At 58.1% G+C, this 15103-nt stretch carries 17 protein-coding genes and 1 pseudogene; 8 read left to right on the top strand and 10 right to left on the bottom strand.

Annotated elements, in window-relative coordinates; genetic code table 11:
* Positions 1–14 precede the first annotated feature (14 nt).
* Positions 15–191, top strand: a complete 177-nt coding sequence (locus CIK95_RS13000) for a hypothetical protein (RefSeq protein ID WP_158215041.1) — start codon at positions 15–17, stop codon at positions 189–191.
* Between the two features lie 55 nt (positions 192–246).
* Here the strand turns inward: CIK95_RS13000 and CIK95_RS00295 are convergent.
* The 5 genes and pseudogenes from CIK95_RS00295 to prmC form a co-directional block, all read right to left on the bottom strand.
* Positions 247–668 (bottom strand): annotated as a pseudogene (locus tag CIK95_RS00295) (DUF2023 family protein).
* Between the two features lie 46 nt (positions 669–714).
* Positions 715–1212: a flavodoxin FldA gene (gene fldA, locus CIK95_RS00290; RefSeq protein ID WP_094421534.1), complete on the bottom strand. Its 498-nt coding sequence runs from the start codon at positions 1210–1212 to the stop codon at positions 715–717.
* Positions 1213–1410: 198 nt separating this feature from the next.
* Positions 1411–2106 (bottom strand): ComF family protein, encoded by a 696-nt coding sequence (locus CIK95_RS00285; protein ID WP_094465949.1) that lies wholly within the window; start codon positions 2104–2106, stop codon positions 1411–1413.
* On the bottom strand, positions 2099–2575 hold the full coding sequence (locus CIK95_RS00280; RefSeq protein ID WP_094465948.1) for a regulatory protein RecX: 477 nt from the start codon (positions 2573–2575) through the stop codon (positions 2099–2101). Before CIK95_RS00280 ends, CIK95_RS00285 begins: the two co-directional genes overlap by 8 nt.
* Positions 2572–3396, bottom strand: a complete 825-nt coding sequence (gene prmC, locus CIK95_RS00275; RefSeq protein WP_094385272.1) for a peptide chain release factor N(5)-glutamine methyltransferase — start codon at positions 3394–3396, stop codon at positions 2572–2574. Before prmC ends, CIK95_RS00280 begins: the two co-directional genes overlap by 4 nt.
* 28 nt (positions 3397–3424) lie before the next feature.
* On the opposite strand from prmC, the gene CIK95_RS00270 reads away from it, so the two are divergent.
* Genes CIK95_RS00270 through CIK95_RS13260 form a run of 3 tightly spaced genes read left to right on the top strand, consistent with a single transcriptional unit; the run spans position 3425 to position 6897 of the window.
* Positions 3425–5728 (top strand): family 20 glycosylhydrolase, encoded by a 2304-nt coding sequence (locus CIK95_RS00270; RefSeq protein ID WP_254046374.1) that lies wholly within the window; start codon positions 3425–3427, stop codon positions 5726–5728.
* A 7-nt stretch (positions 5729–5735) separates the two neighbouring features.
* Positions 5736–6689, top strand: a complete 954-nt coding sequence (gene ribD / locus CIK95_RS00265; protein ID WP_094465959.1) for a bifunctional diaminohydroxyphosphoribosylaminopyrimidine deaminase/5-amino-6-(5-phosphoribosylamino)uracil reductase RibD — start codon at positions 5736–5738, stop codon at positions 6687–6689.
* A 52-nt stretch (positions 6690–6741) separates the two neighbouring features.
* Positions 6742–6897 (top strand): hypothetical protein, encoded by a 156-nt coding sequence (locus CIK95_RS13260; RefSeq protein ID WP_022310541.1) that lies wholly within the window; start codon positions 6742–6744, stop codon positions 6895–6897.
* Positions 6898–7072: 175 nt separating this feature from the next.
* Here CIK95_RS13260 and CIK95_RS00260 read toward each other — a convergent pair whose 3' ends face one another.
* Complete coding sequence (locus CIK95_RS00260; protein WP_094421526.1) at positions 7073–9454, bottom strand: TIM-barrel domain-containing protein; 2382 nt, start codon at positions 9452–9454, stop codon at positions 7073–7075.
* A 207-nt stretch (positions 9455–9661) separates the two neighbouring features.
* Positions 9662–10942 carry a serpin family protein gene (locus tag CIK95_RS00255; RefSeq protein WP_094465946.1) on the bottom strand — a complete coding sequence of 427 codons (1281 nt, stop codon included), beginning with the start codon at positions 10940–10942 and terminating at the stop codon, positions 9662–9664.
* A 140-nt stretch (positions 10943–11082) separates the two neighbouring features.
* Here CIK95_RS00255 and CIK95_RS00250 point away from each other — a divergent pair, with 140 nt between their 5' ends.
* Genes CIK95_RS00250 through CIK95_RS00235 form a run of 4 tightly spaced genes read left to right on the top strand, consistent with a single transcriptional unit; the run spans position 11083 to position 13404 of the window.
* On the top strand, positions 11083–11586 hold the full coding sequence (locus CIK95_RS00250; RefSeq protein ID WP_094465945.1) for an RNA polymerase sigma factor: 504 nt from the start codon (positions 11083–11085) through the stop codon (positions 11584–11586).
* Positions 11583–12041, top strand: coding sequence for a hypothetical protein (locus CIK95_RS00245; RefSeq protein ID WP_094465944.1), 459 nt, complete (start codon positions 11583–11585; stop codon positions 12039–12041). The genes CIK95_RS00250 and CIK95_RS00245 overlap by 4 nt, the downstream gene beginning before the upstream one ends.
* An 18-nt stretch (positions 12042–12059) precedes the next feature.
* The gene (locus CIK95_RS00240) at positions 12060–12518 is read left to right on the top strand and encodes a hypothetical protein (protein WP_022310546.1); all 459 of its coding nucleotides are present in this window, start codon (positions 12060–12062) and stop codon (positions 12516–12518) included.
* A gap of 19 nt (positions 12519–12537) precedes the next feature.
* Positions 12538–13404, top strand: a complete 867-nt coding sequence (locus CIK95_RS00235) for a hypothetical protein (RefSeq protein WP_094465943.1) — start codon at positions 12538–12540, stop codon at positions 13402–13404.
* Between the two features lie 109 nt (positions 13405–13513).
* Here CIK95_RS00235 and CIK95_RS12625 read toward each other — a convergent pair whose 3' ends face one another.
* The 3 genes from CIK95_RS12625 to CIK95_RS00225 all read right to left on the bottom strand — a co-directional run bounded on the left by CIK95_RS12625 (position 13514) and on the right by CIK95_RS00225 (position 15050).
* Positions 13514–13693, bottom strand: coding sequence for a hypothetical protein (locus CIK95_RS12625; RefSeq protein ID WP_094385258.1), 180 nt, complete (start codon positions 13691–13693; stop codon positions 13514–13516).
* Positions 13694–13790: 97 nt separating this feature from the next.
* Positions 13791–13952: a rubredoxin gene (gene rd, locus CIK95_RS00230; protein WP_022310549.1), complete on the bottom strand. Its 162-nt coding sequence runs from the start codon at positions 13950–13952 to the stop codon at positions 13791–13793.
* Between the two features lie 54 nt (positions 13953–14006).
* Positions 14007–15050, bottom strand: coding sequence for a LacI family DNA-binding transcriptional regulator (locus tag CIK95_RS00225; protein WP_158215040.1), 1044 nt, complete (start codon positions 15048–15050; stop codon positions 14007–14009).
* Positions 15051–15103: the final 53 nt, after the last annotated feature.

Here is a 15103-nt window from a genome sequence, read left to right as displayed (position 1 = left end):
GCGTAAAGCCCGTCATGGGCATTACGCTCTCTCTTGTGGTATATCCCGCAACCATCTCCACCAATCTGCTGATGACCTCCAGCAGAATTATGATGACCTCCAGCAGAATTATGATGACCTCCAGCAACCTGCTGATGACCTCCAGCGGCTCGTGCCTATTGATACGAGCCCTCGTGACATTTGATACGTAAGCCCGTGCCTATTGATACGAGCCCTCGTGACTTACGTTACGAGCCAGCCAAGGCATCAGCCACACGACTGGAGGGCATCGCCACGGGCGCAGAGGGTATCGCCTCTAGCGCAATGGGCATCGCCCTGCGCGCAGCGGCCCTTGCGCTCGCAGTAGCGCTCACACTGGGTGCAGATATCATAACCCAGCATGGCGCCGAGCATGAAGTCCTCTTCGGGGGTGAGCAGATTGAGCGAGCGCGTCACCATCATGCGTATGGCGTTGAGACACTCCTCGCGCCCGAAGTAAAGATTGAGGCGGTCGTTGCCCACGGGCTGGATGATGTAGTGGATGTGCTGGCTCTCCAGACGCGCCGGGCAAATTCCTCATACTTCTTGTTGAACGTGAAGAGCACCATACGGCGCACTCCCTTCTTGTATTCGTAGATATGGTTCATCAGTACCTTCATATCTACGGGTAATAGCGTGGTTTGCTGCATGATTGTGACTTTTAATGTGGAGAATGGCGAAACGGGGATGGTCTGGTCAGAGACTGGGGGTGATGGCGGCTGCCCAGGCGTCGATGCGCGCGTCGGTCTTGTCGGACTCGTTGACCTCGTCGAGGGCAAGGCCCACAAAGTGGCCGTCGACCACGGCGTCGGAGGCATCAAAGGTGTAGCCGTCGACTGGCACCGCTCCCACCACGTGGGCTCCGGCACCGACGACAGCCTGGTAGAGTTCGCCCATACCACCCGCAAAGGTGTCGGGATAAGACTCGGAGTCGCCGCAGCCAAAGAGGGCCACGGTCTTGCCCGAGAGGTCGGCACCGCGGAGGGTGCGCACGCCGTCGTACCAGTCGTCCTGCATCTCGCCGGCACCCCACGTAGATGTACCCAGGATGAGGTTGTCGTTGGAGGCTATGACGCTGTCGTCGAGGTCACCGACGCCGATGACATCGTCTACCCCCAGTCGGGCGCCTATTCTGCCGGCGAGTTCCTCGCAGGTGCCGGTGCTTGAGCCGTAGATAATCACTGTTTTCTTCATAATCTTCTTGGTTTTTGAATTGATAATAATGAGTCTGTAGTCGATGATTGTATCACCGCTACAAAGTTAGCGAGGTTCAGAGGACTGCACAATACCCAAAAATAATGATTTTGGCGGCAGAGAGATGACTATATAATAAGGTAAGGGTATGGGGGCGCTTCTGCAGACCGATGGCGCAGAAGCGGAGACGGTGGCTGGTCAGGCCTTGACAAAGCCCAAGGTGAGGATGGAGAAGGTAACATCGCCCGCCTTCTCTATCTCCTGGGCGCAGGCGCAAAGGGTGGCGCCGGTGGTGGCCACGTCGTCGACGAGGAGTATGTGGCGGTGGCTGAAGCGCTCGGGGTGAATGGTGCGGAAGACATGGGCTACGTTGTCGTTGCGGTCCCAGCGCTGCTTGTGGGTCTGGCTCGACTCAAAGTGCATGCGCCCCACGGCACCGGCATCGACGGCGATGCCCGTGACATGGCTTATGCCGCGGGCAATCTCGACGCTCTGGTTGTAGCCACGCTCGCGGATGCGGTCGCGGCTCAGGGGAACGGGCACGATGACATCGATGCCGTCGAAGAAGGACGCTGCACCATACTCGGTGGCAAGCATGGCGCCAAGGGCTTCGGCGGTGTCGGGCGAGTCGTTGTACTTGAGGTCGTAGACCAACTGGCTGGCTCCGCTGCCGCCCTTGTAGAAGAACAGGGCGCCACAGCGCTCGATGGGGATGCGGCCCCAGAACATGTGGGCCATATCATTGTCGGCGGGAGAGGCGTCGTAGCCCGTGCGGGGCAGGCAGGCGTTGCAGACCGAGCAGAGCGCGTGCTCGCCGGAAGAGAGTCGCTCGCCGCACATGGCGCAGTGGCGTGTGCAGAGCAGGTCGTGGAGTCGGGCGGAGAGGTCAATCATCGGGCAGAGAGGTGATGCCGTCGATGCAACGACGGATGATGTCGTAGTCGAAGCCACGACCAAGAGCAAAACGGATGAGTTTCTGACTGCGTTCGTAGTCATTGCGACCGGTAATGGTGCGCCACTTCTGGGTGAGCATAGGCCGCAGGATGTCGACATAGGTCTCGGCGGGCACCTCGTCGAGGATGGGGCGATAGATGCTGGCAGATACCTGCTTGGCATACAGTGCCTGTTCTATCTTGCGTCGTCCCCAGCCGTTGTACCTTATCTTGTCTTCGACAAAACAGCGGCAGTAGCGGCTGTCGTCTACGTAGCGGTTGTCGACGAGATAGTCGATGATGCGGCTGCAGGCATCGTCGGCGAGTCCCCACTGCTCCATCTTCTTCATCATGTCGCCCTGGCAGTATTCGGCTTGGGAACACAGGGCGGCGAGGCGTTTGAGTGCCTGTTCTTCGGACAGTGGTTTCATAGTCGGGCGATGATAAAACGTGGACGGTCGTACTGGTCGCGCTCTACGGAGGCGGCAAAGCCCAGTGCGTGGAGCATGGCGCTGGTCTCGGAGGCGTAGAGGGCGTTGATCTCGAAAAGCAGGGTGCCGCCGGGCTTGAGCGCGCGGGTGGCATAGCGGGCTATGGCGCGATAGAAGAGCAGTGGGTCGCTGTCGGGCACAAAGAGCGCCGTGGCAGGTTCGTGGTCGAGCACATGGGGGCTCATCTCGGCTCGCTCGCTCATGCAGATATAGGGCGGATTGCTCACGATGACATCCCAAAGGGCGGTGTCGGCGGGCGGCGCCAGGGCATCCTGTCGCTCAAAGCACACCTGGGCACCCAGGCGGGTGGCATTGGCGCGGGCTATGCGAAGCGCGTCGTCGGAGATGTCCCACGCCGTGACCGTGGCGTCGGGATAGTCGAGCGCGGCGGTGATGGCGATGCAGCCCGAGCCGGTGCCGATGTCGAGCAGGGTGAAGGGGCGGGCGGCGGCGCTGCCTATCATGGGGATGAGCAGAGCCGTCTCGGGGCGGGGAATAAGCACTCCCGGCGCCACGGCAAAGCGGCGTCCGCTGAAATCGGCATGGCCCAGCACATACTGGACGGGCTCATAGTTGGCTATCCTTGCCACAATTTCCTCCAGATTTGCTCGCTCGTCTGCGGATAATTGGTTAACTTTGCCCATATATATATCGGTGGGCGAAAGGCCGAACTCGTCTTCGACCACCATGCGCACGATGGCGCGAGCCTCGCCTTCGCCATACAGAGGCGAAAGCCTTCGGCACAACTCATTGTATGTCATACGCACAAAGTTATAAAAAAATATGGATATGAAACGGAAAGAGGGTTATAAAAAATCAGCAGGCGCCAGAATAGCCGCTATCGCGGGCCGAATGTGGGTCGCGGCAGCCGCATTGTGGCTCGCCGGCAGCGCCCGGGCACAGCAGACGGCCATCATCCCGCAACCCGTAGAGATGGAGACCGTGGGCACCACGTGGACTCTGCCCGCCACGCTCACCGTAGGCACCACCGACAAGGCTCTTGGCCACGCCGCGACATATCTGGCTGATGCCCTGACGCAGCAGACGGGTCGCAAGGTAAGGACTGGCGGCAAGAAGGGCGACATAAGGCTGGGGCTCGACCGCAGTCTCGGCAGCGGAGCCTACTGGCTGAGCGTCGGCGCCAAGGGAGCCACCATCGAGGGCGGCGACTATGCCGGAGTGGTCAACGGCATAGCCACTCTGCGCCAACTGATGCCTGCTGCACCGGACACAGGAGCGACGGTGGCTGGCGTGAAGGTAAGCGACGCGCCGCAGTTTGGCTGGAGAGGATTCATGATAGACTGCTCGCGCCACTTCTACACGGTGGGCGAGATAGAGCGGGTGCTCGACATGATGGCATACTACAAGATGAACCGCTTCCACTGGCATCTCACCGACGACCAGGGCTGGCGTATCGAAATCAAGCGTTATCCCGCGCTCACGCTCAAGGGTGGCTGGCGCCGGCTCAACGGTCAGGACTCGCTCTGCCTCAAGCGCGCGGAGCAGGAGGACATGCCCAATCTGCTGCTGCCCGAAGAGAAGATGCGCACCGCTGATGACGGCTCGCGCGAGTATGGCGGCTACTACACCCAGGACGACGTGAGACGCGTCGTGGCTTATGCCGCCGAGCGTGGCATCGACGTGATACCCGAGTTGGACATGCCCGGCCACAGTCTGGCTGCCATCCAGTGTGTGGGCGGCCTCTCCTGCTCGGAAGATACGCGGTGGGGACGACTCTTCTCGACACCTATGTGCCCCGGCAAGGACACCATGCTGGAGTTCTGCAAGAACGTTTGGACCGAGGTCTTTGGTCTCTTCCCCTATGAATACGTACACATCGGTGGCGACGAGGTGGATATGAAGAACTGGCGTGCCTGCGCCGACTGCCAGCGTCGCATGAAGGACAACGGACTCAGTTCGGAGCCTCAACTGCAGACCTGGTTCAACCACTATATGGAAGACTTCTTCCGCGCACATGGTCGCAAGATGATTGCTTGGGACGACGTCGTCGACGGAGGTCTCTCGCCCTACACCACCGTGATGTGGTGGCGCTCGTGGCTGCCCAAGGGGCCCAAGCGGGCTACCAGCCACGGCAACGACCTTATCGACGTGCCCGTCTCCTACTTCTATCTCAGTGGCCGCGATGACCCCAGCAAGATGGAAGGTATCTACCGCTTTGACCCCTACGCCACCCTCAACGCCGAAGAGAGTCAGCACGTGCGTGGCATCCACTCCTGTCTGTGGGGAGAGCGCATAGCGAGCGCCGAACGCATGTGGTACCAGCTCTTTCCACGGTTTATGGCGGTGGCAGAGCGCGCCTGGAGCCGTCCTGAACGTATGGACTACGAAGACTTCAGCCGTCGTATGCTCAAGCATCTGCCCCGTCTGGAGGCGATGGGCATACAGTACAGGTTGCCCGATGTGACCGGACTCATCCGCACCGCCGTCTTCACCGACAGCGACACGGTGAGCGTGGCTTGCATAGACCCCTCGGTGAGCATACACTATACCACCGACGGCACCATGCCACAGGTATCGTCGCCCAAATATACCGGTCCGATTGCGGTGAGCCAGACCACGCACTTCATCTTCAGGCCCTTTGGCGCCGACGGACGCAAAGGCGACGCCGTGAGCACCTCGCTGGTCAAGACGATTATGGCAGAGGCGGTAGGCGTGGACGGCAAACTGCTGCCTGGGCTGCGCAATGTGTGGTATGACTATGGCGGCGACAACTGTGCCGGCATCGAGAAAGCTCAGATTAAGGGCGAATATGTCACCGATGGCGTGGTCATTCCTCGCGAGGCCCGTGAGAATATCGGACTGGTCATCACGGGGTATATCGAGGTGCCCCACGACGGCATCTACTCCTTCGCGCTCTACTCGGATGACGGCAGCCAACTCATCATCGACGACAAGATGGTGGTAGACAGCGACGGCATGCACGACATTATGGAAGTGACTGGCCAACACGCCATGAAGGCTGGTCTGCACCCCCTACGCGCCACTTACTTTGACCACAACGGCGGCGACTTGAGACTCACCGTCAAGGACAAGCATGGCAAGAAGGTGGAAGTGAAATACTGGCATAAATAAGACAATGATGACAACACTGGATATAGACGAAAGATACATGAAACGCTGTCTGCAACTGGCAGCGTGTGGACAACAGAACGCCAAGCCTAACCCCATGGTGGGCGCGGTGCTCGTGGCCGACGACCGCATCATCGGCGAAGGTTACCACGTGCGTTGCGGCGAGGGCCATGCCGAAGTCAACTGCTTTGCATCGGTCAAGCCCGAAGACGAAGGGCTCCTCGGCCGCGCCACACTCTATGTCAGCCTGGAGCCATGCTCCCACTACGGCCGTACTCCTCCCTGCGCCGACCTCATCGTGACCAAGGGCGTCAAGCGCGTTGTGGTGGGCTGCATCGACCCTTTCGCCCGTGTGAGCGGACGTGGCATCCAGCGTCTCCGCGACGCCGGTATCGAGGTCAGAGTGGGTGTGCTCGAGCGCGAATGTCGTTGGCTCAACCGCCGTTTTATCACTATGCACACCCATCATCGTCCCTACATCATCCTGAAGTGGGCGCAGACTGCTGATGGCTTCCTCGACGACCACTACAAGCCCACGATGATATCCAACGCCATGACCCAGATGGTCTCGCACCGTCTGCGGGCAGAGAGCGACGCCATCCTCGTGGGCAGGGTGACTGCCGAGCGCGACAAGCCACAGCTCAATGTGCGCCACTGGGTTGGCCCGGCGCCCGAGCGGATTGTCTTGAGCCACAACACGACTATCGACGCTATTCTGGAGCGTCTCTACACCGAGCAGCGGCAGAGCCTCATCGTGGAAGGGGGTGCCTCTACGCTCAAGTCATTCATAGACCGCGACCTCTGGGATGAACTGCGAGTAGAGACGGGTACTGCGGTGGTAGGCGAAGGCACCAAGGCACCACAGGTGCCAGCCACGGCACGGCTCGACATCAACCGCATGTATGGCAACAATGACTATCGCATTTACCATAACCATTCACTCCTGAAACTCCACGACCAATAGACAAGCAACAATGACTATCGCATTTACCATAACCATTCACTCCTGAAACTCCATGACCAATAGATATACACGACGGCTGGACGGCGACGACGAGATGCGGCGCCGCGAACTCATAGACAAGATAGAGCGCGCGCTGAGCCAGCGGAGCGTAGCCGAACTTGAAGCTATCTCCTACGACCTTTTCACCAAGGGGTATCTGGAGGATTAGGCGACTCACGCCATGATACACACTACGCCCTGAAGGGATGAGAGCTGAGCCAAACGGCTGCTTCGGTCCCTTCAGGGCGTAGTGTATATGGATAATCGGTGTTCCGGAGGGCATCGCCTCTGACTCTGCACCAGAAGCGGGTATCCCTACGGAGATATGGGTTATGCCGGCAGACTTACTGGATGCTTACAGTAGCCTTGGCATGGACGTCCTTCTGAGGGAGGGTAACGCTGACGATGCCCTCGGGGCTATAGGTGAAGTCCTTGGTAGCCACTCCGTTGACCTTGACAGCGGTAGGACGGCGGTGGGTATAGACCTCGAGTTTATAGGTACGGCTGGTGTACATACCCTTGTACTGACCCTTGACGGGCTGCACGGTGAAGTCGACGCGCTGACCGTTCTGGGCGCAGTCGAAAGTGGTACGAGCCACGGCACCCTTCTCGTAGTCATAGCTCTCGCCATCGTCTTCCATGAGGGTATAAGAAGACTTGCCCTTGGGGAATACCTTGACGGTAAGGGTATCGATGGGATATTCGCCCACGAAGTTCATGTCGCGCTGCATGGGGATGATAGAGCCCTCACGCACGAAGAGCAGACCGGCACGACCTTCAGGGATATCGCGCTTCACGGTGCGTCCACCCTGTACGCGTTCACCATTCCAGAAGTCGGTCCATTCGCCCTTGGGCAGATAAACCTCATTGCTGAATATTCCTACGAGGAAGTTCTTGCCAAACATATACTGATAGCAGGCATCGTCGACATTGCGGTCGGCAGGGAACTCGAGCGGCATCGACCTTACAATAGGCATACCAGTCTGCGCACCCTCGATGGCGGCAGTGTAGATGTAAGGCAGCAGACGGTAGCGCAGCTGCACATAATACTTGTAGATAGCCTTGTCATGGGTAGAGAAGTAGAAGGGCTGCAGGAGCGAGTACCAACTATTTATCTGTACCCAGGGGAGGAAGAGACCGAAGTGCAGACTCTGCATCTCCTGCTCCTTGGGCACTGACATCACGTCGCACGATGTGTTGAGGAAGCCGCTCATACCCAGGTTGAGCTGGTCGAAGAGCGCAGTCTTGCCGCCACCATTGTCGCCGCTGGTCGATGCACCCCAGTGCTGTGTACCAGCCCATCCGGCGGTGTAGTGATGCCAGTTGCGTCGGCCGGTATGGTCGCGCATCATCACCTCCATCTGCTTGGGCAGCAGTATCTGGTTGAGGTTGTGCATCACCTTGTCAGTGTAACCGTTGTAGTAGTCGCGTGTGGGATGCTCATCGATAGTACGGGCGGGGTCCATCTTGAAGCCGCGCACGCCATTGTCTACAAAGTTGCGCAGGTGGTCCATCCAGTGTTCCTTGCCGCTTTCGGGCTTGCCGGCAGCCTTTGCCAGCGCGTCCTCTTCGGCGATACTCAGGTCGTATTCCTCACAGAGCCAGAGGCCGAGCTTGAAGCCCATGTTCTTGAGGCGTCCGACGAGCAGGCGATGGTTTTCCTTCTTCGGGTATTTGCATGAGTCCCAGTAAGCCTCTGCCGAGAAGAGCTTGTAGTTCCATTTCTTCTTCGTAGAGAAGTCGTATCGCTTCTCCATCCACTGGGGTTCGAGCCAGAGCAGGTCGCAAGGCACCTCCATACGACGGAACTCGACGGCGTCGCGCAGGATGTCAAACTGGTTTTCGAGCATGTTGGGACCGAAGCAGAGACCGTAGGCCCACTTGGGCTGCAGGTAAGGACGGCCGGTGATGAGGGTGTAGGCGTCGATGATGGCGGGCATATCCTTGCCGAGCATCAGGTAGAAGTCGGCTTCGTCGGTGGTGTTGTAGACCGACATGATGTCCTTCTGGTGACGGCCGATGTCGAAGAAGTGCTTCAGTGTGGTGTTGTTGAAGACGCCCCAGCCGTTGCTGCTGATGAGCATGGGCTGTGGTATCTCGGTGTGCTGGTATGTTGTCCACATACGCAGCAACTCTCCTCGGTGCTGGATGTGCTCGCGACTGGTGCTGCCACCGCCGTAGAAGCGCTCTCCCTCACGCAGGGTGAAGTTGATGATGCTGCACTTCTTGTATTCGCCGGTCTCGGCAGTATCCTTGGCGGCAGCCGAGGTCTTGACGTCGCCGATAATACCATTATTCTTTGCCACCTTCATGTCGGCAAACTTCACATTGATGTCTTTGCCCAGCGAGGCGAGCAGCGGGTCGGTGCCCTTGAGGTAGTTGACGCGGTCCACTATCTTCTTGCCCGACTTGTCGGCTACGCTGATAGAGCCGTCCTTCTTGTCGATGGTCAGGGAGTAGAGTCCGGTGGTGATAGTCATCACTCCACCCTTGTCGGTGGTATTGCAGTCGACGCGCTGCCAGTCTTTCTTCTGCACATTGTAGCGCAGCATGAGATTTTCGGCATACTTGTCACGAGGCGAGAAGCGTACGCGGAAGATGCCGTCCGTACATACCTGTACGTTCATGTGCATCTTGTTCTTCAGCTTTACCTCGTACTCGGTGGTGTTCTGCGCCATCATGGGGATGGCTGTCAGCAACAGCAGGAAGATAAACAGTTTTTTCATGATTTGTAGCATTGTGATTGTTTCTGCCACAAAGATACTGATAATTATCAAGATAGGCCGTATCGGAGTGGACAAAAAAACGGCGCAGAGCATTTTTTATGGTTTTTTGGGCCAACCTCTCGGTTTTTGCACGGGTCGACGGGAACGAAAAAAGGCTTGCCTCCTTCGCGGAGACAAGCCCAGAGACTACATTGGGTATGACGAAGGTTACAGGTCGTCGCCTGTGTACTGGCCCACGAAGAAGATGGCTCCCGTGGGGCGATGGGTAATCATGTAGATGAAGGGGCGGTCGGCGTGGAAGTTGACGTACCAGGGCTCCTGAGGCTCCAGCGCGGTGGTGCGCACCATCACCGAGGTCACGGCGGCAGCCTTGGTACCCTCTTCGCTCACCTCGATTTTGGCTTTCTGCAGCATGCCCGAGATGTAGATGGGCTGGGCGGTCATCTGGCTGAAGTCTGCCTGACCGGGGGTAAACATGGTGGCGGCGCCGAGCTGTGCCATAGGCTCGTTGAGCCGGGTCTCGGTGGCTATAGTGAAGCGTGGCAGTTTCAGGTCTACCCTGCACTCTTCGGCAGCGCGCCAGATGCTGTCCATGACGCTGGCGTCGAGAGAGTTCATCACCTCGGTCACCGACTTGCCCTCATAGGGCAGCATTACGGTCATCGTGAAGTTGCCGTTGCCATAGGGCAGCACCACTGCACCATATCCCTGCATGCGTGCATAGTACATCCTGCCCTCTCGGTGCATCATCGGTGCCCGCTTGATGTCGCGGGTATAGCCGTGGAAAGGCTCTACGCGGGTGTCGGCTTTATCAAACTTGTCGGCCCAGGTACCGTTGAAGTAGATGGCATTCATCAGCACAGCCACATCATCGGCGCTGAGCTGGTCGATGATGCGCGGTATCATGCCGTGGGTCTGTCGCTGACACCAGCCGTTAAGATAGTCTACCGTCGAAGCCTTGCCAAAGTCGCGGCTGGTCACCTCGGCGTCGTAGAAGTTCTTCATCGTGGTCACATAGTCGGGGTTGAGACTCGCCTGCCGGTCTACGGCGATGCAGTTGGCCACATTGATGCGGGTCTGGCTGTCCAGACGCGACGCCTTGTCAATGAGAGACTTGCAGACCTCGTTGAGCGCATCCATCTGACTGTCGTCTACGCCGAGGGTCTTCATGATTTCGGCACGGGTAGTGCCGTTGGCGCCGTTGGCGAGCATCGCCATGAGATACGACACGCTGATGGGCGAAACCACCTTGGAGTCCATGCCCGCCTGGGTACGCATCAGGTCGAACGCCATGCCGTTGATGCTCCGCAGAGCCGACTGCTGGGCGTCGGAGAGTACGAGATACTCGCTGTCGAGTTTTTCTATTTCCACGATCTTACTTGCGTTCATGTCTGCGTCTTTGGCAGCGGGCTGCTTGCTGGTGGCACACGAGCCGAGGCCGGTCATCACCATGACGGCGGCGGCTATTACATTGGTTGTCTTGTTCATCTTTGTTCGTTTTATTATATATATAATGTATAAGGTGACGAAAGATTGCATGGCGGCGACGATTTTCCCGCTTTTTTCAGTTTTTTTCACGCTTGTTATGTCCTATTTTGGCTTTTCATACGTTATTAGTGTGAAAGGATATGACTACAGAAGACTTCTATCATACGATCATACCGCTGCGCGACGACCTGTTGCGATACGCCGTCAGTCTGACGGCCAGCAGCGACGACGCCGACGACCTGGCCCAGAAGACCCTGCTGCGACTCTGGGACATGCGCGAGCGTCTCGATGCCGGCGACAACCTCAGGGCGATGGCCGTGACCATGCTGCGCAACAGGTTCTACGACCAGCAGCGCCACGCCAGCCACAGCCGACGGCTCTCTACCGCTGACGACATGGGGCACGAAGACCTGCGGGTCGAGGCGCGCGACCAGATAGGTCTGGTGAGCGACATCATCGACCACCTGCCGCCTCTGCAGCAGCGACTCTTCCGTATGAAGGAGATTGAAGGCTACACCGCCGACGAGATTATGCGCATCACGGGATGCTCGGCAGCCAATCTGCGCAAGAACCTCTCTCGGGCACGTATCGCCATCCGCACCCAGTTTATCCATATCACACGACAAGGAGGTAACAGTATATGAACAATCATCAAGACATAACCCGGCTGATAGACCGCTACATGGCAGGCGCCACCACCAACGACGAGGAAGCCCGACTGCGCGCCTACTTCGCCACAGCCAGCGACATCCCCGCCGAATGGGCGATATACAAGGCGCTCTTCGGCTACGTCGATGGCCAACGGATGGAGACAGCCCACTCTCTCTCGACTGCCCCCACCGCGCCCCGACACACCGCCCGGCGCCCGACGCCGATGGTGCGCCGCCTGTGGATAGGGGCTGCAGCGGCGGCAGCCGTCGTGGCGGTGGCAGTGATGGTATGGCCACGCCCCAGCGCCTCTACCTATGCCGTCATCGACGGCAAGGTATGCACCGACCGCAGCGAGGTGAGAGCCGAGGCGCTCAGCGCCCTGCAGACCATACAGCTCGAGGACGACGACGATGCCTTTGCGGCTCTCGGCATGATGGAAAGACAATAGAGAACAAACAATACGACTATGGCACAATATCACATAACGACTACAGCCCGGCGCACCCTCATGGCGGTGGCGCTTGCGCTGATGATGCACCTCGCAGCCATCGCCCAGACGGGGCTGAGCGTCAACGAGGTCTTTACGAGGTACGGCCACGCCAAGGGATGCAAGATGGTATCCATGCGCAACGCCACCCTGAAGGGCTACAAGCTCAACATATACAAGAGTCTGGTGTACAAGCACCTCGCCGACGACGTGGCGCCCTATCTGCAGGCCGACCGCAAGCGCGCCAGGAAGATACGCGAGGTGGTCGAAGACGGACTCGTCACCGGCGGATACTACATGATGCAACCCACAGCTGAAGGGCTGAACCGCTACATACTCTTCAGCAACGGCGCAGGGCAGCGCGGCACGGTCATCTACATCGAGGGGCGCCTCTCGCCCGACGATATCATGACGCTGTGCTACTCCAGAAGAAAATAAGACATAAATACACACGACAATGAATATCAAGCACATCATCGCGGCAGTGGCGCTCATGGCTATGCCCCACTATGCCGCAGCACAACAGAAAGACACCACCATCGTGGTGGGCAACAGACAAATCGTAGTAAGCGGCACCGACGCCAACACCACCGTCACCGTCTACGGCAAAGACCAGAAGGAGATGAAGAAGGTGTCGGAGACCCGCTTTGTCGACGGCCAGGACATCGAGCAGGTCTACGTGACCTCGCCGTTTATCCCCTCGTCGCTGGGCAAGAAGAAGGGGCGCATCGTCAACAACTACCCGTGGCTCTACTTCGGCTACAATCTCCTGGGCAGCAGCGCCATGTCGCTGAGCAGTGGCGACAATCTGCCCACACGCGACGCCAAGTCGTGGGAATGGGGCATCACGCTCACCAGCGTAGGCTTCCGCATGCACCAGAACCTGGCTTTGACCTCGTCGCTGTCAGTGGGACAGGTCTTCAACCACCTCAAGGGCAACACCGTGCTTGCCACCAGCGACGGCAAGACCTCGTTTGCCACCCGCCCCGATGACGAAAACGTGGAGAAGAGTTATCTCATGTACGACTTTGTGCGGTTGCCCGTGATGCTGGAATGGCAGAAGCGGCTCGGTCTTAATGCCTTCGTGGCCGTGGGACCATCGCTCGAACTGCGCTGGCACGAGCGGTCGCGCTATGTGGTCAATGGCGACAAGCGCACATCGGCTTCAGACATCAATCTCAATCCCGTGGGACTGAGCCTCGACCTGCGCGCCGGCTACGGAGCCATAGTCGTCTACACCCGCACGGCGCTCACCCCGCTGCTCAAGACCGCCAACGCCCCCAAGTGCTATCCCGTGTCGATAGGAATGGGCATCCGTTTCTGACGCGGGCACGAAGCCAAGGCCAGTGTGGGCCACAGCGCTCGCCGTCACCACATTTGGCGACACCGGAGGCATCGTCGGCGGCTCGTAACGGAAGTCACGAGACCACGTATCAATAGGCACGAAGCCACGTAACAATAGGCACGAGGGCTCGTATCAATAGGCACGAGCCGACGATGATAATCAGCAGAGTGCTGGAGATGGTCAGAAAATTGCTGGAGGTCATCAGCAGAGTGCTGGAGATGGTCAGAAAATTGCCGGAGGTCATCAGCAGAGTGCTGGAGTAATCCATATTGAACAATACGCATACCGCAACAGAAAGACCGACGGTCGGCAGCCCTGTATATAGGGTCGCCGGCCGTCGGTCTTGATCCGATAGAGAGGCGGAGTCAATCCACCTTGCTGAATTCGTCTTTGCCTACACCGCAGAGAGGGCAGAGCCAGTCTTCGGGCAGGTCTTCAAATGCTGTACCTGGTTCGATGCCATTGTCGGGATCGCCTACGGCGGGGTCGTAGATGTATCCGCAGACATCACATACATACTTGTCCATATTCATTATAGTTTTAAGGGTTCTGACCGGAACCATTTCCGGCCAGTCTTGGGGTTATTTCTCTCTGTTGTCGGTGGGGACGACAAGGGGGTTGATGATTTTGACCGACTCCTTGGCGATGACGGTGGGCGCCATGAATATGCGCGACTGCAACTGCTTCCCCTCGTTGATGCAGTTGATCATCATCTTGACGGCAGCCAGCGCCATGTGCTCAGTGGGCTGTGCCACGCGCGTGATGGGCGGGTTCATGTAGTCGAGGAAGACGCTGTCGTCGAAGGAGATTACCGAGATGTCGTTGGGGATGTCCATGTTCTGCTCGCGGAGCGCCTTGATGGTGCCCAACAGGATATTGGTGCTCATGGCAAAGATGGCTGTGGGCACGCGGGGACCTATGAGCGCCACCTTGGTCTCGGTATATCCGTTCTGGATGGAAAACTCGTTGCCCAGCATCTGCAGGCGCACGGGCTGTCCGAAGTCTATCACCGCCTTGCGACATCCCTTGACTCTCTCCTGGGTAGTCACGGCTGTCTCTGGACCGCGTATGCAGAGGATGTCACGGTGGCCGGCGTTGAGGAGCGTCATCATGGCGTCGTAGGCACCCTTGTAGTTGTTGGTCGAGACATAGGGCAGGAAGGAGTCTCTGAAATATCGGTCGATGAGGATTACGGGTATGTTCTTGCTGATGATTTCGAGCAGGTCGGGCGTCTCGGAGCATGGGGCGATGATGATGCCGTTGACCTCGTACTCTACCATCGCCGAGATGCACTTCTTCTCGATGTTGGCGTCTTCCTGGGTGTCAAAGAGCATGACGCTATAGTTGTTCTTCTTGGCCTCGATGGTGATGGTCGACACCAGTTGGGCAAAGAAGAGATTGCTGAGAAACGGTACGGCAATTCCGAGCGTTCGGCCCTCGGACTTGCGCAAAAATTGCGCAACGAGATATGGCCGATAATTGAGCTCCTTGGCAGCCTGAATTATCTGCTGGCACGTCTCGTCATTGATGCGGAATTCCTTGCCTTTTCCGTTGAGTACCCGAGAAATAGTGGTTTTCGAGTATCCGGTTATCCGGGACAGGTCTTCCAATGTTTCTTTTTTCATGAGCCTTATAGACGTTATGGTTTTGACTGCCCAAAGATACGCTTTTTTTGCCT

Source organism: Prevotella sp. P5-108 (genome assembly GCF_002251385.1).
In the GTDB taxonomy this organism is placed as follows: domain Bacteria; phylum Bacteroidota; class Bacteroidia; order Bacteroidales; family Bacteroidaceae; genus Prevotella.
The sequence above is the reverse complement of the archived record's forward strand: the minus strand, read 5'-3'. Positions and strand labels throughout refer to the sequence as shown.